Source organism: Amedibacillus sp. YH-ame10 (genome assembly GCF_053848885.1).
In genome coordinates, this window is record NZ_JBSPFA010000041.1 from 1 (window position 1) to 22,968 (window position 22,968).

A 22,968-nucleotide genomic window follows, 5' to 3' on the forward strand; every position below is an offset into this window, starting at 1 on the left:
GCAAGCTTTCTAAAGACTTCGTTCGACTTGCATGTATTAGGCATGCCGCCAGCGTTCATCCTGAGCCAGGATCAAACTCTCCATTTGATTTAGCTCAGACGTTTTGCCAACGTCTTGTTTTTTTGTTTGTTTATCTGGAATATGATTATGTTCATATCTCATTGAAATCAACGTATTTCCTGTTCAGTTTTCAAAGACCGACTTGTTTTCACTCTCGTTGAGTGCCTGTTAATAATACTATACTTATCTCTTTATGTCAATCAAAATTATGCTTTTTTTTCATAAAATCTTGCTTATTTTTTCTATTTTGAATTCTCCTATTTTACGCAAACATTTGTATACAAAACATGAACAATTTTCCCCAAAAAAAGGAGCAGCTTTGTCCTGTTTCTAAACAAATTCTGCTCCTCATGTTATTTCTTACTCGAAATCTTAATCTAACATCTCAGATGGTAAGACAGATTCCAAAATTGGATCTTCTCCATCCATGATTTTCTGCACCATTTCACTTGTATATTTTTCTGGTCCTGGTACATATCCCATGAAATCATCATCGTCGTCTTTACGATTTCTTTCGATACGAATCTCTCTTAATTCATGTGCTTTTGTATCTACGATCTGATTCATTTCTCGTTCACTACCAATACCTGTTCCCGCTGGGATCAATTTACCGATAATAACGTTTTCTTTCAGACCGATCAAGTAATCTTTCTTACCTTTGATAGCAGCATCCGTCAATACTTTTGTAGTTTCCTGGAAAGATGCAGCTGATAAGAAGGAATCTGTTTCAACAGAAGCTTTAGAAATACCTAACAATACAGGTTTGAAGGTTGCAGGAATTTTCCCACTCAACAATGCCTGACGGTTAATTTTTGTAATTTCAGTTAAAGATACCTGTACACCAGCATTCAATGTAGTATCATTTCCTTCAAGAACAACGACTTTACGAAGCATTTGACGAATCATAACCTCGACGTGCTTGTCAGAAATTTCAATACCTTGACTCTGATATACTTTCTTAACTTCCTTCAAAATGTAGTTTTGTACTTGACGTACACCAGCTACTTTAAGAAGTTCTTTTGGATCTACCTGACCTTCTGTAATTTTATCTCCTGATTCTACATGTGCTCCTACTTTCATCCAAGGACGAATCGCTTGAATTAAGGTAACTTTATGCACAATGCTTTCTTTATCATTTGATACAGTTACTTCATAACCAGTATCGATCTGTTCGATGTTTGTGATTTCACCACTAATTTGTGCTAATACCGCAACACCTTTTGGACAACGTGCTTCAAATAGTTCTTCGACACGAGGAAGACCCTGTGTGATATCTCCACCATCTGCACTCGCAACACCACCGGTATGGAATGTACGCATGGTCAACTGTGTACCTGGCTCACCAATAGATTGTGCCGCCATAATACCAACTGCTTCTCCAACTTGTACATCTTCACCTGTAGCCATGTTACGTCCATAGCATCTCTTACAAACACCATAAATGGATTTACAAGTAAATGCGCTACGAATATACATTCCTTCAATACCGGCATCCACAATTTTTTGTGCAAGTTGTTCGGTAATGAATTCATCAGATTCAATAATTAATTCTTTTGTTTTTGGATCAATAATTTCTTGTTTGCTATAACGTCCAACAAGACGATCATATAAACTTTCAATTACAGTTGTTGTCTTACGATCAACAATTGCTTCAACCCAATACCCTTTATCTGTACCACAATCTTCTTGTTTAACAATAACATCCTGTGCAACATCGACAAGACGACGTGTCAAATAACCAGATTCGGCAGTTTTTAGGGCTGTATCGGTAAGACCTTTACGCACACCATGTGTGGAGATAAAGAACTCAGATACGTTTAGACCTTCACGGAAACAAGAGTAAATAGGAACCTCTATGATACTTGGTACATATTCACCTTTTGCAGATTTGGATTGAGATGGTTTCGCCATCAGACCACGCATACCTGCAAGCTGTGTAAAGTTAGACGTATTACCACGGGCTCCAGAACGAGCCATCATGTTAATTGGATTTTTACGAGGAAGGTTTCCTAATAACTCTTCAGCGATATCATCTTTGACATCTGCCCAAAGTTTATTTAAGTGACGTTCCCATTCCTGCATCGTAAGTTTTCCTTTTTTACGCAGTGTTTTCAATTGTTCGGCTTTTTCTTTACCATACTCTACGTGATCTTCTTTATGAGGTGCAACCTCGATATCAGATAGAGAAACAGTAACACCTGCAACTGTAGAATATTTGAATCCTAAATCCTTAATTTGGTCAAGGATTTCACTGGTTTTGATTGTGCTATATCGTTTGAATATTTCACCAATAATTTTACCAAGATCTTTTTTCTTGAAGGCAGGAACTACAGGTAATTCACGAATTGCCTCTTTGATATCTTTTCCCATTTCAAGGAAATAACGATCTGGTGTAGCTTTAAAGTTTTCTCCACTTACCTCATTTAAGAAAGGGAAATCACTAGGGAACATGTTATTGAAGATAATTTTACCAACAGTAGTTAACATGTATTTGCTTTGTTGTTCTTTTGTAAAGCTTGATTTGTTCAAAGCTCTTGCAGGAATTGCTACACGAGAATGTAAATGAATTTGATCTAATTCGTAAGACATCATTACTTCATTGATGCTTCCGAATACATGTCCTTCATTATTTCCATAACGGTTCCAGCTCTCTGCTTCTTTTGGACAATCAACAGCCATATAACGATCAGCTTCTTGATGGAACTCTTCTGCAGTTTCTTCCATTGTTAAATAGAAGTTACCCATAACCATGTCCTGTCCAGGTGTAACGATAGGTTTTCCATCCTTAGGTCCAAGAATGTTATTAGAACCAAGCATCATAATCAATGCTTCTGCTCTTGCTTCTTCACTCAATGGAACGTGAACAGCCATCTGGTCACCATCGAAATCGGCATTAAACGCAGTACAAACAAGTGGGTGAAGACGCATTGCACGTCCTTCTACAAGTTTTGGTTTAAACGCTTGAATTCCTAAACGGTGAAGTGTTGGTGCACGGTTCATAAGAACTGGATATCCATCAATAACACTTTCCACAATATCCCAAATACGTGGATCCTGACGATCGATCAGTTTCTCAGCAGTTTTAGGATTGCTCGCAATTTCTCTGTTTACAATTTCATTGATCACAAATGGTTTAAACAGTTGGATTGCCATTTCACGTGGAAGTCCACATTGGTACATTTTCAAATCTGGTCCTACCGCAATTACGGAACGTCCAGAGAAGTCTACACGTTTTCCTAATAAGTTCTGACGGAAACGTCCTTGTTTTCCCTTTAAAGAGTGAGACAAGGATTTCAACGCACGTCCACCAGCACCAGTGATTGGTTTTGAACGACGTCCATTATCAATCAGTGCATCAACTGCTTCTTGAAGCATACGTTTTTCGTTTTGAACGATAATTGCAGGTGTTCCAAGTTCTAATAGTTTTTTCAAACGGTTGTTACGAGTGATTACACGACGATATAAGTCATTCAAATCACTTGTCGCAAAACGTCCACCATCCAACTGTAACATTGGACGTAAATCTGGTGGTATTACTGGAATAGCCGTCATAATCATCCATTCAGGATCATTATCTGAATTACGGAAAGATTCTACTGTATCCAAACGCTTGATTAATTTCTTACGTTTTTCACCCTGTGCAGAAAGTAGAGCATCCTGAATCTTGCTATATTCACCTTCTAAGTCAACTTCTTTTAACAGAGTAAGTGCTGCTTCAGCACCTGTCTGCGCAGTGAAGCTACCTGGTCCATAAATAGCTAAGTTCTCACGATATTCTCTTTCGGATAGAATTTGTTTGTATTCTAATTTTGTATCTTTTGGATCGGTAACAATCCAAGATACGAAGTATACAACTTCTTCTAATTGTTTAGGAGTAACATCCAACAACAATGCCATACGGCTAGGAATTCCACGAAGGTACCAGATATGTGCAACTGGTGCCGCTAATTCAATATGTCCCATACGTTCACGACGCACGCTTGATTTTGTGATTTCTACACCACAACGATCACAAACAACGCCTTTATAACGTACTTTTTTATACTTACCACAATAACATTCCCAGTCTTTGCTAGGTCCAAAGATTTTTTCACAGAACAACCCATCACGCTCAGGTTTTTGAGAACGATAGTTAATAGTTTCTGGTTTCTTTACTTCACCGTGGCTCCATTCATGGATTCTATCAGGAGAGGCCAAGGCCACCTGAATTGAGGCAAAATTATTAACACTCATTTACTTTACGCCTCCTCTTCGTTTTGTTCATCTTCTAAGACAATATCATCCTCTGCGTCAAATTCATCAATATCTTCATTTTCATCATCGGAAAGGATATCTTCTTCATCAATTGTAATATCTTCAATATCTTCATCCCCTAGGATTTCTGTAGTATCCAAGATTGGAGGTAAAGAATTGTTTTCAGCAGGTTCATCTTTACTAATATCGACTTCTTCACCAGTTTCACTTAACATCTTCACATCGATTGCAAGAGCTTGTAACTCATGTTTTAATACACGGAAGGATTCAGGAATACCTGGTTCTGGAATATCTTTACCTTTGATGATTGCTTCATATGTTTTTGTACGACCCATAATGTCGTCTGATTTAACAGTTAAGATTTCTTGTAGAGTATGTGCAGCACCATATGCTTCTAATGCCCAAACCTCCATCTCTCCAAAACGCTGTCCACCATTTTGTGCTTTACCACCTAATGGTTGCTGTGTTACTAAAGAGTAAGGTCCTGTAGCACGTGCATGTAACTTGTCATCCACCATGTGGGCAAGTTTGATCATGTACATAACTCCGACAGAAATACGTTCATCGAATGGTTCACCAGTACGTCCATCGTACAATACTTGTTTACCATCTTTGGTCATTTCTGCTTCTTGCATAATGCCACTTAATTCTGTGTTATTGATACCATCAAATACTGGAGTAGAGAATTTTACACCTAATTTCTTAGCTGCATATCCTAAATGGATTTCCAATACCTGACCGATGTTCATACGTGATGGCACACCGAATGGGTTTAACATGATATCAACAGAAGAACCATCTGCCATATAAGGCATATCTTCAACTGGTAATATTTTAGAGATTACACCCTTGTTACCATGACGTCCCGCCATCTTATCACCCTCAGAAATTTTACGTTTCTGAACGATGTATACTTTTACGGTTTCATTTACTCCAGGTGGCAAATCATGCCCTTCGCTTCTTTTGAATACACGAATAGAATGCACGATACCTGCACCACCGTGAGGTACTTTTAATGAGTTGTCACGAACTTCACGAGATTTCTCTCCAAAGATCGCTAATAATAATTTTTCTTCTGGTGAAATTTCACTTTGACCTTTAGGAGTTACCTTACCAACTAAGATATCACCTTCCATAACTTCCGCACCAACCATGATGATACCACGGCTGTCTAAGTTACGGCATGCATTTTCACTAACATTTGGAATGTCACGTGTAATTTCTTCAGGCCCAAGTTTTGTTTCTCTACAATCAATGTCATATTCTTCAATATGAACAGATGTATATACATCATCACGTACTAAACGTTCAGACATAATGATTGCATCTTCATAGTTATAACCATACCATGTCATATAAGCAATGGTAACGTTTTGACCTAATGCAAGTTCACCTTTTTCCATAGATGGTCCATCGGCAAGGATATCTCCTTTTTCGATTTTTTCACCTTTGGAAACGATTGGTGTTTGGTTAATGTTTGTACCATTATTAGAACGTTGGAATTTACGTAAACGATATTCACGATTTCCTCCGTTTTCACTAACAACAATACGCTGTGAATCTACATATTCAACAATACCACCGTCTTTGGCTACAATACCAACACCGGAGTCTTTTGCGATTTTATATTCAATACCTGTTCCTACATATGGAGAATGTGGTAACAACAAAGGTACTGCCTGACGTTGCATGTTCGCACCCATAAGCGCACGAGAAGCATCGTCATTTTCTAAGAATGGTACACAAGCAGTCGCTACAGAAACAATTTGTTTTGGCGAAACATCGGCCAATTCAACTTCTTCACGTCTAGCGATGATAGTATCACCCGCTTTACGAGCAACCACACGTTCGTTAATCAAACGTCCGTTAACAACCTCATTCGCCTGTGCAATTACATAATCTGCTTCTTCATCAGCAGATAAATAAATTGTTTTTTCATCAACTGTTCCATCTGTTTCCACTATACGATAAGGAGTCTGAATAAATCCATATTCATTAATTTTACCATATGATGTAAGATTGGAAATCAAACCGATGTTTGGTCCTTCAGGCGTCTCGATTGGACAAATTCTACCATAGTGAGAACTATGAACGTCACGTACTTCAAATCCAGCACGATCACGTGTAAGACCACCAGGTCCTAACGCAGAGATACGACGTTTATTGGTAAGTTCAGCAAGTGGATTCTGTTGATCCATGAACTGAGATAACTGAGAACTTGAGAAGAATTCTTTGATAGCTGCAGTAAGAGGACGAATGTTTGTCAATTTCTTTGGTGTTAATGTAGCAATCTCCGCAATTGACATACGTTCCTTAACAACTCTTTCCATACGGCTTAATCCAATACGGAATTGATTTTGAATCAATTCACCAACAGAACGAATACGACGGTTTCCTAACATATCGATATCGTCAGTTTCTCCAACACCTTCCATAACATTTAAATTAAATGCATAGAATGCGTACATATCGGAAATGGTAATGGTGTGCTTGTTCGCATATGGGTCGTTCCCCATAACTTTCACAACATGCTCATCTTCATCACGCACTAAAACTTCTTGTACAGCTGCACCAACTAACCATGCATATAGTTTTGCACCATTATGCACTTTGTTTTTGATGTCTTCCATAGCACTTGTAGCAAGTACATCTGTCTTATGACGTGGAGTATACCCTTCAACATATGCATCTCCATCTTCATCACAAACGTCGATACCTTTATCATCTGTTAAACGAGCGAAAGCATATAAACGCTGACCATAGTTCAATACAGCATTTACATTTTCTTTTGTAAGTTCAACTTTCTTAGCAATGATACCACCTTGTACATTGATACGTTCTACATTGTTCATAAGTATAGCAACATCTTGTTCGCTTAGAATACTTCCTTCATATAAAGTAAGGTCATCTAATTCCACATCACTTGCTAATACACGTCCAACAAGACCAAGCTGATTGCTAACTGGTACAGATACTTCATCTGGATGGTTAAACAGCGGATTGAATGGGAACGCATTTACATGCATACCTTTTTCAAGTTCTGTACGTAAAGTGTTTCTTTCATCACGATGAATCATAGTTCCACTTTCCATAAATACAGAACCATCAGCAGCTAAAATATCTTGAGCTAAACGATTTTTCTCAATGCGGTTAATCGCATTTAATTTTTTACGTAATTTATAACGTCCTGCTTTTGTTAAATCGTAACGTCTAGGATCGAAAAATTTCGCATTCATTAACGTAATAGATCCATCCAATGTTGGGATTTCATCAGAACGCTGGTTTTCATAAATAGAAAGCAATGCTTCCTGTGTAGTTTTCACTTTATCGTTCAATAAGGTGTTTTCAATTTCTTCGTATTTACCAAAGTATGCTGCATATAATGTAAGGTAAAGATTCATGAACTCACGTTCTTCTTCATCTACCGCAACATCTTCAATCACATTTCTTCCCATCGCACGTAAGAATGTTTTGATAGCTGCTGTATCATGTGCATCTTCACTGCGGTCTAAATCCACAGACATACCGATTGCTTTAAACAATACGGATGATAACATTTTACGTTTACGGTCAATACTAACGTTTAAAACACGCCCTGTAGACGTTTTCTTAAGTTCGGTTAAGAATTCCAACCAAGTACCACGACTTGGAATCAATTCACAAGAATAAGATTCTTTCCCTGTTTTTTCTTCATAACCTGTTGAAAAATAAGCACCTGGAGAACGAACAATCTGCGAAACAATAACACGCTCCGCTCCGTTGATAATGTAAGTACCTGTTTCGGTCATCATCGGGAAATCGCCTAAGAAGACATCCTCCCATTTGTTGATAACTTCTCCAGTTGTGTTATCTGTAATTTCTAGTTCCATTTTTGCTTTTAATGGAGCAGCAAAATTACACTCACGGAACATTGATTCTTCCGCAGTATATTTCGGTTCCCCAAATTCATATCCGTTGAATTTTAATTTAATATTCCCACCGTAGTTCTGGATAGGATAAATTTCATTGAAAACCTCTTCAATTCCTTCATCTTTGAACCATGTAAAGGAGTCAGTCTGAATCTCTACCAGATTTGGCAGCTCCAAGTCACCACTCACTTTTGAGTAATCTCTACGCTCTGCCTTTTTACCGGAAGCGACAATACGATAAGGCTGTTTTTTGTCCATGTACGCCATCCTTTCTTCACGTTTCAACTGCTAAAATAGGGTATGAAATCCCATTTTACCAGTTTAGTATTATGCAATTTATTATAATAGCAACAATTATGCAAATTGTCAATGTTTTTTTGCCCTTAAAATGAAGTATCCTTTTTCCTTGTTTATGATATCACAGTTTCCAAATACTTCTTTTATTTTCTTAACCGCACTTAATGCACCTTGTTGTTTACGAATAACGACCCAAAGGCTTCCCCCGCTCACAAGATGATCATGTGCTTCTTCAAATATCTTATAGATAACTATCTTTCCTGCACGTATTGGTGGATTTGTAATGATATCAGTAAAAGTATTCCCATTTACACGCTCATATACATCAGATTCATAAATTGTAACATCCACTTTATTTCTTTTGGCATTCTCTTGCGCAAGCAAGACAGCTCTAGGGTTCACATCCACCATTTCAAAATGTTTCTCTGGATAAATCTTTTTCAAAGTGATGCCCACTGGTCCATATCCACACCCAACATCTAATATCTTATCTTGAAGTCCATCACACTTACAAATGGTATCTAACATAACCCTTGTACCAAAGTCTATACTATCCTTAGAGAATACACCATTATCCGTAATAAAGAAATAATCTAAACACCAAAACCGGAAAGATATTTCCTTCCGGTTTTCTGCTAAATGACGATTATCAGTAAAATAATGATCCATCTTTTTACACCGCCTTTTATAGGTGACAAAAAGCCTTTCGGCTTTTCGTTCTTTTATAAATTTATTAAGGTTGATTACTTAACTTCTACAGATGCTCCAGCTTCCATCAATTTTTTCTTGATTTCTTCACCTTCAGCAGCTGGTACGTTTTCTTTGATTACACTTGGAACTTTGTCAACTAATCCTTTTGCGTCAACTAATCCTAATCCAGTGATTTCACGTACTGCTTTGATAACAGCAACTTTAGTTCCACCAACATCTGTTAATGTAACAGTTACATCAGCAGCAGCTGCATCAGCAGCTCCAGTGTCAGCAGCAGCAGCTACAGCTACAGGTGCAGCAGCAGTTACTCCAAATTTTTCTTCGATTGCTTTTACTAAGTCGTTAAGTTCTAAGATTGTAGCTTCTTCTAAGTAAGCTAAAATGTCTTCATGATTTAATTTTGCCATTGTTTTGTCCTCCTATGGTTTATACTGCTATGCAGCAGTTTCTTCATTTGTAGCTTCAGCAACTGGTGCCTCTACTACTGGTGCTTCTGCACCATCTGCTGGTTTCGCGTCAGCGACTGCTTTAACAACACATGCAAATCCACGTACTGGTGATTGCAGACAGCTCAACAACATAGATAACATACCTTCACGGTTTGGTAATCCAGCTAATTCTTTGATAGTGTCAAGACCAACAACTTTTCCTTCAACAATACCACTCTTTAACACTAGTTTATCATGCGCTTTAGCGAATTTAGATAAAATACGTGCTGGGGCAACTGCGTCACCACCGAATGCGATTGCGTTAGGTCCAATCAAGTCTTTTGCAAGTTCATCTGCTCCTGCTTCGACAGCGGCACGTTGAGCCAAAGAGTTTTTATACACTTTGAATTCAATACCTTCTGCACGAAGATCTCTACGAAGCTGAGTTACTTCCGAAACACTAAGCCCGCGATATTCAACTACAACAGTTGAAGTAGCATCTTTCATTTTCTGAGCGATTTCAGAAACGACTGCCTTTTTACTATCGACGATTGCCTGATTCATAACTTCACACCTCCTAAATTTATATGTAACAATATACCTCTAAGAGTATTAAAAACACTCGCATCCAAGACAGTCTGCGAGTGTAAAATTACTTTCGTAAGATTTACCTCGGTAACATGATTAAGCCTAAACGGCCGTTACTGTCTATGGTATATTGATAACATTTGATATTCTATACTTTTATGAAACGTTTGTCAATGCTTATTTTTCTACAGTTACGTGGATTCCAGGACCCATTGTTGTAGATAATACAAGGTTCTTAATATAAGTTCCCTTTACTGCAGTAGGACGAGCCTTTGCAATTGCATTGTAGATAGTCTTAAAGTTTTCAGCTAATGCAGTTTCTTCAAAGCTTACTTTACCAATCATAAGATTGATATTTCCTTCTTTGTCAACACGGTATTCAACTTTACCTTTTTTGATATCTTCAACAGCTTTTGCTACATCCATAGTAACAGTTCCTGTTTTAGGGTTTGGCATTAAACCTTTAGGTCCTAAAACACGTCCTAATTTACCTAATTCACCCATCATGTTTGGAGTTGCTACGATAATATCGAATTCAAACCAACCCTTAGCAATCTGGTCAAGTAATTCTTTTCCACCAACAAAATCTGCTCCAGCATCTTTTGCTTCTTGTTCTTTAGGTCCCTGTGTAATAACACAAACTTTTTGTGTTTTACCAGTTCCGTGTGGAAGAACGATAGCTCCACGAATTTGCTGATCCGCATGACGTGGGTCTACATTTAATCTAAAGCTAACTTCAACAGATGCATCAAACTTAGCTACGTTAGTTTCTTTTGCTAATTTAACAGCTTCAGCGATGGTATATGCTTTTGTGCGGTCAACCAATTTTGCAGCTTCGCTGTATTTCTTTCCGAATTTTGCCATTATACGTTACCTCGCCTTTCTATTCCATACCTTCAACTTCAACACCCATGTTTTTTGCAGTACCAGCGATAATACGCATAGCAGCTTCTACATCATTAGCGTTTAAGTCAGGCATTTTGTATTCAGCGATTTCACGACACTGCTCAGCAGTTATCTTTCCACAAATTTCTTTCTGGTTCCCTGAAGCTTTTTTGATTCCAGCAGCTTTTTTAATCATGTTTGCAGCTGGTGTTGTTTTGATTACGAAATCAAAACTTTTGTCTTCGTACGCAGTAATAATTACTGGAACGACATCTCCTCCACGGTCTTTTGTAGCGTCATTGAATGCCGTACAAAACTGTGGCATGTTAATACCAGCGGATGCTAATGCTGGTCCAGGTTTTGCTCCACCTGCTTGGAACTGTAATTTACAAACTTTTGCAACTTTCTTACTCACAAGACACACCTCCTATAATATATATGTTGTCTTATGCAGTGGTTGAATTGAAGGGTTGCTCCTTCTCCCACGCATGTCAAAATACCACTTTTTTTTAGTGGCACCTACCTATTCTAATACGAAACTAACAGAAATGCAACAGTTTTTTTGCTACATTCAACCTTATTCTATATCTATTCTTACGTTTCATCCATCTCGTTATATTCTTTCCTGTAATATAAAAAAAATCTTTATCACCTTCTCCTTATATACCACCCCCACATCAACCAACCGTTGATTTTTATCACGAAAATAAAACCACTCCTCCATTGTCTTATTCACCCACTGCTTTATAATATAGGTATACCCACCCCAACGAAAAGGAGCTTACCTATGAATACAAATATTGGCGAAAAAATCACCGAACTACGGATACATAAGAAATACACCCAAAAGCAATTAGCTCAACTGTGCAATGTAAGCAGTGCAGCAATCAGCAAATGGGAAAACAATCAATCCCTACCCGATATATCTACATTACCCATTTTAGCACGCATCTTTCAAATCAGCATTGATGAATTATTATGTTTTGAACCTGAACTATTTTTACAACAGGTAGATGAATTGGTGAAAGATATCGTAGAGAAATTCTCGTCCACTTCATTTGAAGACGCAATGGCGTATTGTAAAAATATCGTACGCATGTATCCAAATAGTGAAATGCTAAAATTTAAGATTGCTGGTTCTATAGGTACCATCACTATCTACCTTTACCAAAGCGAACAACCCCAAAAGTATACACAACAGTTTCAGGATTACGCAAAACAACTCATCACGCCTATCCTTACATCAAAGGATTTAATCATACGGCAAGGCGCTTGTATTTTAATGAGTACCTATTTTGCGAAAGAAGGCAACACACAAGAATCCTTAGACCTCATCCAAAGTATCCCTAAACTATCGAATACTACCTCTATAGAGTGTTCTTTATATCAAAAACTACACCAAAACGATAAAGCTATACACCTCTTACAGTCACAACTTTATGCAGATAGCACACAAATATATATGAACCTGTTCTCTTTGATCAACCTTGCTTTCCAAGAACAAAAAAAAGAAGACGCAAAAGCACTGCTATCTACAATGGAACTCTTACATAAGACTTTTCCAATCGCCTCCTCTTTCTATCCTCAATGTTACATTTTTTATGCCCGCTTAAAGGATAGAGAAAATACTTTGCGTTTATTAAAAGAGTACATATATGGTTTACGTCATATGGATAAAACTGTGCGTAATATGAAAAACTATTTAGAAACGAACCCTTGTTTTCATACAATCTTACTAAAGGAAAACGCACATCCACAACAATTAAACGAACAAATTATCCAACATATGTTACTAGAATGCAAAGATCTCGATTTCATACGAGATGATAAAGAGTATCTTGAAATCATCAAGGAAGCATAAGAAAAGACGAGCCGCCTCGTCTTTTCTTTACCCCTTTTTAATCGGATAACAAATTTCTGTCACAAAATCTTCTTCTTTTGCTTGATCATTGTAACCTACATGATAGATACAGAAATCAGGTCCATCTAATTCATAGCCATGTTCATTGATCCATGCTGCTATCGCAAAGCTTACTTCTGAGATCAAATTGTAAGTTCCCTTAAAGGTAACACATGCGCAGGTTTGTGTTTTCAATGTTTTGAATTTGACATTTTCACTATCTTCATAGTTTCCCTGCACACCTAGACAAACCTCAACATCTGGCTCATTTTCTTTATATCCTTCATCAAAGAAATATGCTCTTGGTTTCTCATTTGAAAAAGCAATCTGCATCTTTCTCGCTTCAAATTCTTTACACAAACCTTCCCATAACATTCCTTCGTGATGATAGGTTGGAATAATCCCTCGTTTGCTAGCGACGTAAGTTCCTTTAATATCTTTAATTTCTACTTCATATTTCATCAACATATCCTCCTTGTCAAGCAGCTTTTCTGCTTTTTTTAAGTATTGGATCATTTCTTCTACGCGACTTTTTTCATCTTGTAATTCGGATATTCGTTTTTCAATATATGGACGTATTTCTTTTGCATTATGAAAGTTTGCCAATATCTCTTTGATCATGGCAATGCTAAATCCACTATCTTTTAAGAAGTTAATTTGAAATGCCCAATATAACTGTTCATTTTCATAAAAGCGATACCCACTCATATCATCTATACATGCGGGTTTTAATACGTCACATTCATCATAATAACGCAACATACGAATACTGATTCTAGACAACCTAGAAAAATCTCCAATTTTTAACATTGAGGTACCTCCTGTTTTGTGCACACCTACAGTATAAAGTATGACACCATGTGAGAGTCAACAGCAAATAGAAAAAATCGATAACTTTTTTCATTATCGACTTTCTATTTATGTTTTTTTCCCATTTCTCTACTTTTATCTGCACATGCTCGCATCGCTTCAATGATTGCACTACGCACGCCACAAGCTTCTAAAACTGCAACTGCTTCAATGGTTGTCCCGCCAGGTGTACACACCATGTCTTTTAACTCACCTGGATGCCTTCCTGTTTCTAACACCATCTTTGCGGAGCCAAGCATTGCCTGTGCCGCAAATGTATATGCATCATTTCTTGGCATTCCTTCAAGCACAGCCCCATCCGCCATTGCTTCCATAATCATAAATAAATATGCTGGAGAAGCTCCACTAACAACTGCCACAGCTTCCATCATAGTTTCTTTCACTTCCGCACATTTTCCAAAACTTTCAAAAATAGAAACAACTTCTTCTTTATCATCGTCATCCAATAGTTCACCAAATGCCAAAGCACTCATACCCTCACCAACCATTGCAGGTGTATTTGGCATTGCTCTTACCACCTTACACATTCTACCAAACATATGATACATATCCTGTATACTAATTCCAGCCGCAATTGCAATTACGATAGAATCATGTTTTACATACTCTTTGATTTCATCGATAACATCTTTATACAAATAGGGTTTCACTGCCAAAAACAGAAGGTCACTATTCTTCGCAACACTTACATTATCACTAATATAGAAATCATCGTACTGGCTACTCAATTCTTGTAGTTTCTCTGGGCGTGTATTACTGACAATCATATGGTCTCCATCCACAAGATTTGCCTTCATAATTCCCTCCACCATTGCTTTGCCCATATTTCCACATCCAATAAATCCAATTGTTTTCATAGACTTTCCCTGCCTTTTTCTTTCATTATACTTCATGATTACCAAAAAAAACATATATAATCTTCATTTCATACGATTCTAATGGTTCTCTTATCATTTTAATAAAAGATTATTCTTACGAATGCACTGCAGGAGATATTTACTACATCTTACAAGCACCCTTTACACACCACACAAAAACAAAAATTTATTGATAAACGATAAATTTATATTGCAAAACAAGATATTGCGTGTTATATTATACCTGTAAGGGAGGACTTATCTATGTGGAACTCTGATAAATCACTAACATTATCCATTTTATGCGTGAAGATATTTTTCATAATCGGAATCATTTTCTGTATTGGTGGATATCCATTCACAAAAGCATATGTTGACTATGTACAAAAACCAAATGCTTTTTATACCATTCTTATCACTGGCTATGTATGCCTATTTCTTGCGTTCTTTATATTTGCTTTATTGCACAAATTATTAAAGAACATCCAAAACGGTGTCGTATTTGAAGAAGAAAACACCCGTCATTTAAGAAGACTTTCTTGGCTGTGTATGGGGGTTGCAATCGTATGTGCCATATCTTCCATTGGCTACATTGCCTTCTTTCTTGTATCCATTGCATTTGCATTCATTGCGCTCATCCTGCGAGTAGTAAAAAATGTCATAAGTGAAGCCACCCTGTTAAAACAGGAAAATGACTTCACAATATAAGGAAACGCTATGCCAATTATTATAAACTTAGATGTGATGATGGCAAAACGAAAGATATCTGCAGGAGATCTTGCAAAAGAGATTGATATCACGAATGCTAATCTATCCATACTAAAAAACAACAAAGCGAAAGCAATTCGCTTCTCTACACTAGACGCAATCTGTAAAGCCCTAGACTGTCAACCCGCCGACATATTGGAGTATGTCGAAGAATAAAAAATAGGAGAAACTATCATGAACAAAAAACGTATCGAGCACGATGCTCTTTTAAATGCACCCAATGTATTCATATACACCCACTACAACATCTTTATGGCATGCGCCATTGCCCTTATTTCCTATCTAGGTATCCGTTTTCTTCAACCATTTCATATGGAAGAGCCACAAGCTATATTGCTGATTCTATACGTAATACTTAGTGCTATCTACGCAAGACTCTATTTTCCATTCACTCACAAAACGTATACCTCATTCATCTTTCTTTTCCTTTGTTGTATACCAAACCTAATCTTCGATAATTATTTCTTGAAGTTCTTCAATGTTTGTTTTATCTTACTTGTACTATCGCATACATTGCTTGTACTTTCTCATAAACAAATCCATGAAAATGGACAGTATTTCTTTATTGATATTTTAAATGCCTTCACCTTCGTTCCACTACAAGGAATAAAAACGCTATGTCAAAAACTTGTTTCACTATCAAAAGAAGCCCTTCATCTACAACATGTTGGCGCTATTTTGATTGGAATTATCATCAGTGTTCCTATATTACTTGTCGTTATCCCTTTACTATTGTCGGCAGACCTTGCCTTTCAACGCTTTGTTCTTTATTTCTTCTCAAATATAAACAATCTAATAAAAGAAATCATTTATATTATATTTTCCTTCCCTGTATTCACATACCTATATTCCCTTATTTATGGAAACATGAACTGTGAACGAGCAGATGTAATTAAAGTTGAAAAAAACGAACTAGATATACGTATGAATAAAACACGTATAATCCCGATTACAGTCCCCATGACAATCGAAGTTATCTTAATCATGGTATACACAATATTTCTAATTCTATCTACCTCTGATATTATCAAAAATATGTCAATGTCTTTGGAAAGCTTCTCATTCTCCCATTTTGCTAGAGAAGGATTCTTTCAACTTTGTATCATATCTGCCATCAATCTCTTAGTACTTGTATGTATGCATCTCATTAGTAAACAAACACATTCAAAAATACAATACGCTATTAAGCGCATCCTATGTGTAGAAACAATCGCTTTATTATGTACAGCTATGTTAAAGATGGTTTTATATATCAGTGCTTATGGATTAACTCCACTTCGTGTGTACTCTTCATGGTTTTTAATCATACTACTTGGTACCTTTGTACTTATCCTATATCATATAAACCACACAGAAGACAAAACCCTACAACATATCATAAAGTATTTCTGTATTGCCTTTCTCTTCTTGAACCTATTGAATGTGGATACTTTTATCATAAAATACAATCAAACAATGCCTACTCTAGTAGAGGATAGCTCTTATGTTGAATGAACATGTATACGCAACTATGCAAGTGCTTATCTTCACAACAATTCTTCTACTTATCCTATGGCAAACACCATCCTTTAAACAAATGATAATCGCTATGCTTACTACATGTAGCAATGCATTATGGATGATTGTTTTAGGATATTTAGCTGATGCGAACATAATCCCAGGTATAGGAGCTTCCTTTTACATCACTATATGTAATGGCATTCTATTCCTTATCATTATCATACGTCTCATGCGTGCATCAAAAAAGCAGCGATAAAGCTGCTTTTTATATAGAAGACATAAAGGTTGTGATAAAGGATGTAAAAGTATCCATTTTGATTAACTGCTTTACTTTATTTTCATCATTTAATAAACCCACGAGTTGTTCAAATAACTTATCAAATGCCTCATCTCGCTCTTTTGATAATGAGAACAAAAACACGAGTCTCACTTTTTGTTCACTCCACATGATAGGTTTGTTCAATATCGCAACTGCCACCATATTCTTATTTGCTTTTTTCTCAATTGGATGAGGTATCGCGAACATATTTCCATACGCTGTTGGCGCTGTCTGTTCTCGTTTCAAAACATAATTTTGATAATCCTTTTCAACGTACCCTTGTTCATACAATGTATCGCAAAGCAACTGAATAACTTCTTCCTTTTTGTTGGCTTGTACATTTGGAAAAAACAATTGTTGAGAAAAGAAATTCGACGCATCATCTGTATGATTTTGTTTTTTTAGAATCTGATATATTTTTTCTAAATCTCCATCACTTAATAGTCCATCACAAACATAGACTGGATACTTAACATCGCTTGGTTCTTTAAAAAAACTAATAATTAAATCTGGTTGGATTTCCGCAATCTTTTTCGTATCAAACATGGATAAAATTGCACACAGTTCTATTGTCAAATCATGCACGTTTGTTAATTTACTGCGTAAATATCCATTCCCCGCTTCACCTAAAGGAGACAAAACAACAACTCTACGGCAACTAGAAGTATGCATTCTAACCAAAGACCCCATGAGATGTAGGGTAATATATCCAATTTCATCCTCTAACAAACTTGTATCAAAACGTTCTTGAATTTTCATCGCAATGAATACACTAATATCATACACCAATACAAAATTCTGTTTGATATCCGCAATCAGAGGGTTATTTAAGAATGTCTGATTATCAATACGATTTTTAAGTCCCATTAGATGAATCAGAAAATTGTTTCGAAACTCTAAATCATGGTTTAAATCTACATCATAATTTGTTTGAATTTGGGCAATGATATCATCGATGAATAAACGCATATCTGCTAATTCTTCTGTATCTATTACTGGTAATTTCCCTGCAAATAAACATGCCAAATAGGAAAGCTCTGTATTTGATAAAGCGACATCAATTACTTCAACAAGGCCCTTTGCGAACTCCTTTGCTAGTTCCATATGTCGATCATCTGGTTTTGCATTCTCAACAGGTAAGATTTCATTTCCTTGTAGGATACGTTCTAGCATAATTGCTACATGCATTACAAAAGATATCGTCTCAAAATCTTTCATCTTTACATCATGATCACGATCAAATGTTAGAATGTAGTGTTTTAGTTTTGTTAGGTCAAAGGTATGGAAAAAGTGAGTGTAATTATTTAAATCAAAATTATATTCATTGATTTCATGCATGAGAAAATACGTGGAGGCTTGTCTTCTTGCCTCTTCACTACCATCAAAATAGACTTCATTGTTTGTACGTCTAATTTGTACGGATATATTTCGTTTTGCGATGATTTCATTTAACTCCACAACGCTATTTTGTAGCGTTGTTTCACTAATATATAATGCCTCTGCCAAATCATAAAAATTAACGCTTGTATTGGTTAATAAATATTTTAAAACTTTAAAATTACGGTGTAATTCAACATCCTTATGATTTTGTGCTAAAGAATTATAAACTTCATGATCTTTTACAATACTGTAGCCACTCCCTTTATTCGCTATGATACAAGGAGTTGAAAACAAACTGTTCAATACTTTAATTTCATTACGTATTGTCTTCGATGAAACATGTAGTTTCATACCCAATTCTTGAGAAGTCATAACTTCCTCACTACGTAAGATTTTCAATAGATCCAAATGACGTTTGCTTAAATCTTTCATATTATCCCTACCTCATTCCTATTCAAAGGTGATGATACCTTAAGTATATGTGATATGCGAAAAAATGGGAAGAGTTTCCCACCTTTTCAATTATTCGATTTCTTTTACTTCTTCTTCCTCATTTTCAAGCGCAACAAGTTGACGTTCTTGTATTTTGAAGAATGGATAGTAAATAAGTATATCCATTAAAATCAACAGAACTACTAGTACAACTGCTCGCCAATCCATTGTCGACAAGAATGCTCCAAATACACTTGGCATATTCCATGACAACATGGCAAACGATCTTCCAATCAAGCCTGAACTCATACAAGCATATGCAATGACCGCATTTAACGTAGAAGTAAATAAGAATGGAATTAAGAAAATTGGATTTAACATCAATGGAACTCCAAAGATGATAGGTTCAGAAATATTGAAGAATGCTGGTACAATACCTACACGTCCAACCGTCTTTAATTGTTTTGATTTTGAACGTACTAATAGAATTGCTAATGCCAAACAAGCACCGCACCCTCCGATAACGACGAAATAAACCCAGAATGGAGTCGTGAATACATTTGGCAATGCTTTTCCTGCTGCTTGAGCAGCTGCATTTAAGGATAAGCCTCCATCACGAACAGGTCCTAAAATTCCAGCAAGTGCTGCATCATGTACTCCAAAGAACCAGAATAGATGTATTAGTAATGTTGCAATGATAGCAAACGGCATAGAATCTGCTGCATTAAATGCTGGTGCCAACATTTGATAAATGAAACCTGGTAAAGTTGTATTTGCTGCATTGAAGATTGCGAAGATTGCGATAAATGCTGTCAGTATTAAAACGCCTGGTAATAAGGAAGCAAATGTTTCGGATAAGGATGCAGGTACACTATCAGGAAGTTTAATTCTTCCCCAATTACGTTTTCTCATAAATTGGTATGATTCAACAGTAAATATACTAATTGCGATTGCTGGAATCAAACCTTTTCCATCCAAATAAGAAATTTCTACACTTTTTCCAGCCCAACCTAATTCAATTGGCGCAACACATACCATTAAGAATCCTGCTGTCGCTAATAAAATCGGTAAAAATGGATCAATTTTATAGTGTTTGCACAAGAAGTTTGTAATACCTATACAAATATAGAGTGCCATTGCTCCTAATGTCAATGCGTTGATCCAAGACAACAACATATTGTTATCAGCTACAAATTTTGCCCATGCCAACAAGAACCCATTGGTTGTTGATTCAGTTACTGGTGCTGCCCCAACAACAGCCGCAAGTCCCCCCATTAATGTAATTGGCAACAAAGATATAAATGCATCTCTAATCGCTTTCAAATGACGCTGTGAACTCATTTTATTCGCAAGAGGAAGAATATGTTTCTCCATCTTCGCGTTAATTGTATTAAAATTCATACTTCAAAACCTTCCCTTTCTTTATTTAAGAATTTTTAAAATATCTTGATATACTGCTTTCCCATTCATAATCCCATAGTGTTGTGGCGCAATGGCTTCCACTGGAATGGATACAGATGCTTTAATATCTGGTAGTAAATGACGAATTTGTGGACCAACAAGGATCAATTCAACACCTTCGATATAATCCAAATATTCAGCCTCTCCATAAGCTTTCACTTCTAATTCACCACCACTTGCTTCTTCAATACGTTTTGCCAACATTCCTGTAGACATCCCAGCATTACATACTAACATAATTTTTTTCATAACAATTTCCTCCTACAAGTCGACTCTTTTAATCAACTTCGCATTGCTTTCAATCATCTCTTTATACCAATGATAACTTTTCTTTGGCTTTCTCACAAGTTCTGAATCAAAATCTATTGCAACTAAACCATAACGTTTTTTACATCCATTCTTCCATGAGTATAAATCAAAAGAGCTCCAAGCATAATAACCACGGATATCTACACCTTGATCCATTGCATTCATCATCGCATTGATATGATCATTCATAAAGCTAATACGATAATCATCTTGTACCTCTTCAACACTTACATCTTCTGCTACTCCAACACCATTTTCTGTAATATAAATTGGCAGATGGTATTTTTCATGAACTTCTAACAATCCTTCTTGCAAACCTTTTGGATAGATTTCTGTATCCCATTCTGTATAAGTCATATTAGGATCATTTAAGATTTGTTCAAACCATCCTTTTAATACTACCTTACTCTGTCCTTTTCCTTCTTTACCAGCATGATTTATGATAAATACGGTTTCTCCATCTGTATAAGGTTTTACTAGTGTTCTAGAGTAATAGTTCAACCCTAAAAAGTCTACTGTGTTTTCCTTAATCACCTTTAAATGCTCAGTTTTTATCATACTTAAATCAAACTTCTTTGATAATGCTGTTAATAAATCAATTGGGATTTCACCTTTTGCGGCAGTATCTAGAATCCAATTATTGCAATAATTATCCGCATAACGCATTGCAATTCTTGTTTCCACGCTATCATCAATCCCATTGACTGGCGTAAAGCTATGTACGATACCAATTTCTCCAGGATATCCACCTTCTCTAAAGGCTTGCACACCCAATGCACTCGCATACATCACATGATACGCTGCACAAATCATCTCTTGTGGGTTTTGATGTGCTGGGGGATAATTCCCAATAAGATATCCACTTGCTGTAAACCACTTAGGTTCATTGAATGTTACCCAATGTAAAATCTTATCTTTAAAGTTTTCAAAGCATACCTTTGCATAATGTTGATAAGCATAACAAACTTCTTCATTTAACCATCCACCAGTTTCTTCCCAATACTGCGGTAAGTCCCAGTGATAAATTGTCACAAAGGGTGTAATTCCATAGGTATGACAAGCATCCAACATCCTATGATAGAAAGCGATTCCTTTTTCGTTTACATCCCCTTCTCTATTCTTAATAATTCTTGGCCATGACAGAGAGAATCGATATGTATTTTGTCCACCTTCTGCCATCATTTTAATATCTTCTTCAAAACGATGATAATGATCACTTGCAATATCTCCATTTTCTAGATTTTCAAGATGTAAATAGTGATCCCACATACTTTCTGCTTTATCATCTTCATTCCAAGCACCTTCACATTGATAGGAAGCACTTGCTCCTCCCCATAAAAATTTTTTATCCATGTGTTTTACCAAACCTTTCATAAATACCAACTACTTCATTTGCCATCATAAGAACACAATCTGAACTTGCCACATGATCCTCTGCGTGAATCAACAATAAATTAATTTTAATTTCCACATCATTTGCCATTTCTCTTAGCATTTGTGCATGCAGTTTTTGAGACTGTAACAGTTCCTCCTTTGCTTCTTTTAGTTTTTCTTTTGCGATTTCTACCTTGTCTTCTTTCACATCTGATAATGCTTCATGAGCAAGACTTCTTGCATTTCCACTGTGCAATATCAGTTGGAATGATATTTCTTCATAATTCATGATATCCCTTCCTTTCACCTATACTATAACGAAATTATTACATTTGATAAAACAAGAAATTTCCTCTTCGAAGAGGAGATATGAAAACCTAATTTTTATTTTACAAAATACGTCTAGGTTACTACCCAAATATAATCGAGTAGGAGATAAATAATTATTTTATTTATCGTCCTCTCACACCACCGTACGTACGGTTCCGTATACGGCGGTTCAGTATATTTTATATAGATTTGTTTCGATAGAGGGTTTCCATTTCTAGGAATCCTCTTTTCTCTAGAACTTTATTAGGAACCGCTCTACACATGATGAATGAACTTGCTACTCTGGCATACCCTTTTCGCGTGTTCGCCCATTCCCATGCTTTGCTTTTACTTATTC

At 36.4% G+C, this 22,968-nt stretch carries 19 protein-coding genes, 1 rRNA gene and 1 other annotated feature; of the genes, 5 read left to right on the forward strand and 15 right to left on the reverse strand.

From position 1 onward, the window contains the following. The 8 genes from ACWG42_RS13545 to rplK form a co-directional block, all read right to left on the reverse strand. Positions 1-87: ribosomal RNA gene (locus ACWG42_RS13545) — 16S ribosomal RNA — on the reverse strand; the annotation flags it as partial. A gap of 345 nt (positions 88-432) precedes the next feature. Then, a complete protein-coding gene (gene rpoC, locus ACWG42_RS13550; protein WP_455793095.1) occupies positions 433-4,293 on the reverse strand; it encodes a DNA-directed RNA polymerase subunit beta' in 3,861 nt (1,286 codons plus the stop codon). 5 nt (positions 4,294-4,298) lie between these two features. Further along, complete coding sequence (rpoB, locus tag ACWG42_RS13555; protein WP_455793096.1) at positions 4,299-8,480, reverse strand: DNA-directed RNA polymerase subunit beta; 4,182 nt, start codon at positions 8,478-8,480, stop codon at positions 4,299-4,301. A gap of 108 nt (positions 8,481-8,588) precedes the next feature. Continuing rightward, positions 8,589-9,188, reverse strand: a complete 600-nt coding sequence (locus tag ACWG42_RS13560; RefSeq protein WP_455793097.1) for a class I SAM-dependent methyltransferase — start codon at positions 9,186-9,188, stop codon at positions 8,589-8,591. 74 nt (positions 9,189-9,262) lie between these two features. Beyond that, positions 9,263-9,637 (reverse strand): 50S ribosomal protein L7/L12, encoded by a 375-nt coding sequence (rplL, locus tag ACWG42_RS13565; protein WP_455793098.1) that lies wholly within the window; start codon positions 9,635-9,637, stop codon positions 9,263-9,265. 27 nt (positions 9,638-9,664) lie between these two features. Beyond that, complete coding sequence (rplJ, locus tag ACWG42_RS13570) at positions 9,665-10,222, reverse strand: 50S ribosomal protein L10 (RefSeq protein WP_455793099.1); 558 nt, start codon at positions 10,220-10,222, stop codon at positions 9,665-9,667. Between the two features lie 39 nt (positions 10,223-10,261). Further along, positions 10,262-10,390 (reverse strand) — a sequence feature (ribosomal protein L10 leader region). A 33-nt stretch (positions 10,391-10,423) separates the two neighbouring features. Continuing rightward, positions 10,424-11,110 (reverse strand): 50S ribosomal protein L1, encoded by a 687-nt coding sequence (gene rplA / locus ACWG42_RS13575; protein WP_455793100.1) that lies wholly within the window; start codon positions 11,108-11,110, stop codon positions 10,424-10,426. Positions 11,111-11,129: 19 nt separating this feature from the next. After that, positions 11,130-11,546: a 50S ribosomal protein L11 gene (rplK, locus tag ACWG42_RS13580; protein ID WP_455793101.1), complete on the reverse strand. Its 417-nt coding sequence runs from the start codon at positions 11,544-11,546 to the stop codon at positions 11,130-11,132. 372 nt (positions 11,547-11,918) lie between these two features. Here rplK and ACWG42_RS13585 point away from each other — a divergent pair, with 372 nt between their 5' ends. Continuing rightward, complete coding sequence (locus ACWG42_RS13585) at positions 11,919-12,992, forward strand: helix-turn-helix domain-containing protein (protein WP_455793102.1); 1,074 nt, start codon at positions 11,919-11,921, stop codon at positions 12,990-12,992. Between the two features lie 27 nt (positions 12,993-13,019). On the opposite strand, the gene ACWG42_RS13590 is transcribed toward ACWG42_RS13585, so the two are convergent. Together ACWG42_RS13590 and proC are read right to left on the reverse strand one after the other, a co-directional pair. After that, entirely contained in the window at positions 13,020-13,841 is an 822-nt protein-coding gene (locus ACWG42_RS13590; protein ID WP_455793103.1) for a MerR family transcriptional regulator, read from the reverse strand. 104 nt (positions 13,842-13,945) lie between these two features. Continuing rightward, positions 13,946-14,758 (reverse strand): pyrroline-5-carboxylate reductase, encoded by an 813-nt coding sequence (gene proC / locus ACWG42_RS13595; RefSeq protein ID WP_455793104.1) that lies wholly within the window; start codon positions 14,756-14,758, stop codon positions 13,946-13,948. Positions 14,759-15,022: 264 nt separating this feature from the next. Here proC and ACWG42_RS13600 point away from each other — a divergent pair, with 264 nt between their 5' ends. The 4 genes from ACWG42_RS13600 to ACWG42_RS13615 are packed head-to-tail and all read left to right on the forward strand — an operon-like array spanning position 15,023 to position 17,282. Beyond that, on the forward strand, positions 15,023-15,466 hold the full coding sequence (locus ACWG42_RS13600; protein WP_455793105.1) for a DUF2975 domain-containing protein: 444 nt from the start codon (positions 15,023-15,025) through the stop codon (positions 15,464-15,466). 9 nt (positions 15,467-15,475) lie between these two features. After that, on the forward strand, positions 15,476-15,682 hold the full coding sequence (locus tag ACWG42_RS13605; protein ID WP_455793106.1) for a helix-turn-helix domain-containing protein: 207 nt from the start codon (positions 15,476-15,478) through the stop codon (positions 15,680-15,682). Between the two features lie 18 nt (positions 15,683-15,700). Next, positions 15,701-17,020 carry a DUF4153 domain-containing protein gene (locus tag ACWG42_RS13610; RefSeq protein ID WP_455793107.1) on the forward strand — a complete coding sequence of 440 codons (1,320 nt, stop codon included), beginning with the start codon at positions 15,701-15,703 and terminating at the stop codon, positions 17,018-17,020. Continuing rightward, entirely contained in the window at positions 17,010-17,282 is a 273-nt protein-coding gene (locus ACWG42_RS13615; protein WP_455793108.1) for a hypothetical protein, read from the forward strand. The genes ACWG42_RS13610 and ACWG42_RS13615 overlap by 11 nt, the downstream gene beginning before the upstream one ends. Before the next feature lie 9 nt (positions 17,283-17,291). Here ACWG42_RS13615 and ACWG42_RS13620 read toward each other — a convergent pair whose 3' ends face one another. The 5 genes from ACWG42_RS13620 to ACWG42_RS13640 all read right to left on the reverse strand — a co-directional run bounded on the left by ACWG42_RS13620 (position 17,292) and on the right by ACWG42_RS13640 (position 22,590). Beyond that, entirely contained in the window at positions 17,292-19,157 is a 1,866-nt protein-coding gene (locus ACWG42_RS13620; protein WP_455793109.1) for a BglG family transcription antiterminator, read from the reverse strand. A gap of 90 nt (positions 19,158-19,247) precedes the next feature. Then, the gene (locus ACWG42_RS13625) at positions 19,248-20,558 is read right to left on the reverse strand and encodes a PTS sugar transporter subunit IIC (RefSeq protein WP_455793110.1); all 1,311 of its coding nucleotides are present in this window, start codon (positions 20,556-20,558) and stop codon (positions 19,248-19,250) included. A gap of 21 nt (positions 20,559-20,579) precedes the next feature. Next, the gene (locus tag ACWG42_RS13630; protein ID WP_455793111.1) at positions 20,580-20,867 is read right to left on the reverse strand and encodes a PTS sugar transporter subunit IIB; all 288 of its coding nucleotides are present in this window, start codon (positions 20,865-20,867) and stop codon (positions 20,580-20,582) included. Positions 20,868-20,879: 12 nt separating this feature from the next. After that, complete coding sequence (locus tag ACWG42_RS13635; protein ID WP_455793112.1) at positions 20,880-22,301, reverse strand: glycoside hydrolase family 1 protein; 1,422 nt, start codon at positions 22,299-22,301, stop codon at positions 20,880-20,882. Then, complete coding sequence (locus tag ACWG42_RS13640; protein ID WP_455793113.1) at positions 22,273-22,590, reverse strand: PTS lactose/cellobiose transporter subunit IIA; 318 nt, start codon at positions 22,588-22,590, stop codon at positions 22,273-22,275. Before ACWG42_RS13640 ends, ACWG42_RS13635 begins: the two co-directional genes overlap by 29 nt. Positions 22,591-22,968 lie beyond the last annotated feature (378 nt).

Bases quoted from the DNA above. Each gene is read 5' to 3' on its own strand.
- rpoC (WP_455793095.1), bottom strand. From the start codon at position 4,293: ATGAGTGTTAATAATTTTGCCTCAATTCAGGTGGCCTTGGCCTCTCCT.
- rpoB (WP_455793096.1), bottom strand. From the start codon at position 8,480: ATGGACAAAAAACAGCCTTATCGTATTGTCGCTTCCGGTAAAAAGGCA.
- ACWG42_RS13560 (WP_455793097.1), bottom strand. From the start codon at position 9,188: ATGGATCATTATTTTACTGATAATCGTCATTTAGCAGAAAACCGGAAG.
- rplL (WP_455793098.1), bottom strand. From the start codon at position 9,637: ATGGCAAAATTAAATCATGAAGACATTTTAGCTTACTTAGAAGAAGCT.
- rplJ (WP_455793099.1), bottom strand. From the start codon at position 10,222: ATGAATCAGGCAATCGTCGATAGTAAAAAGGCAGTCGTTTCTGAAATC.
- rplA (WP_455793100.1), bottom strand. From the start codon at position 11,110: ATGGCAAAATTCGGAAAGAAATACAGCGAAGCTGCAAAATTGGTTGAC.
- ACWG42_RS13585 (WP_455793102.1), top strand. From the start codon at position 11,919: ATGAATACAAATATTGGCGAAAAAATCACCGAACTACGGATACATAAG.
- ACWG42_RS13590 (WP_455793103.1), bottom strand. From the start codon at position 13,841: ATGTTAAAAATTGGAGATTTTTCTAGGTTGTCTAGAATCAGTATTCGT.
- proC (WP_455793104.1), bottom strand. From the start codon at position 14,758: ATGAAAACAATTGGATTTATTGGATGTGGAAATATGGGCAAAGCAATG.
- ACWG42_RS13600 (WP_455793105.1), top strand. From the start codon at position 15,023: ATGTGGAACTCTGATAAATCACTAACATTATCCATTTTATGCGTGAAG.
- ACWG42_RS13605 (WP_455793106.1), top strand. From the start codon at position 15,476: ATGCCAATTATTATAAACTTAGATGTGATGATGGCAAAACGAAAGATA.
- ACWG42_RS13610 (WP_455793107.1), top strand. From the start codon at position 15,701: ATGAACAAAAAACGTATCGAGCACGATGCTCTTTTAAATGCACCCAAT.
- ACWG42_RS13615 (WP_455793108.1), top strand. From the start codon at position 17,010: ATGTTGAATGAACATGTATACGCAACTATGCAAGTGCTTATCTTCACA.
- ACWG42_RS13620 (WP_455793109.1), bottom strand. From the start codon at position 19,157: ATGAAAGATTTAAGCAAACGTCATTTGGATCTATTGAAAATCTTACGT.
- ACWG42_RS13625 (WP_455793110.1), bottom strand. From the start codon at position 20,558: ATGAATTTTAATACAATTAACGCGAAGATGGAGAAACATATTCTTCCT.
- ACWG42_RS13630 (WP_455793111.1), bottom strand. From the start codon at position 20,867: ATGAAAAAAATTATGTTAGTATGTAATGCTGGGATGTCTACAGGAATG.
- ACWG42_RS13635 (WP_455793112.1), bottom strand. From the start codon at position 22,301: ATGAAAGGTTTGGTAAAACACATGGATAAAAAATTTTTATGGGGAGGA.
- ACWG42_RS13640 (WP_455793113.1), bottom strand. From the start codon at position 22,590: ATGAATTATGAAGAAATATCATTCCAACTGATATTGCACAGTGGAAAT.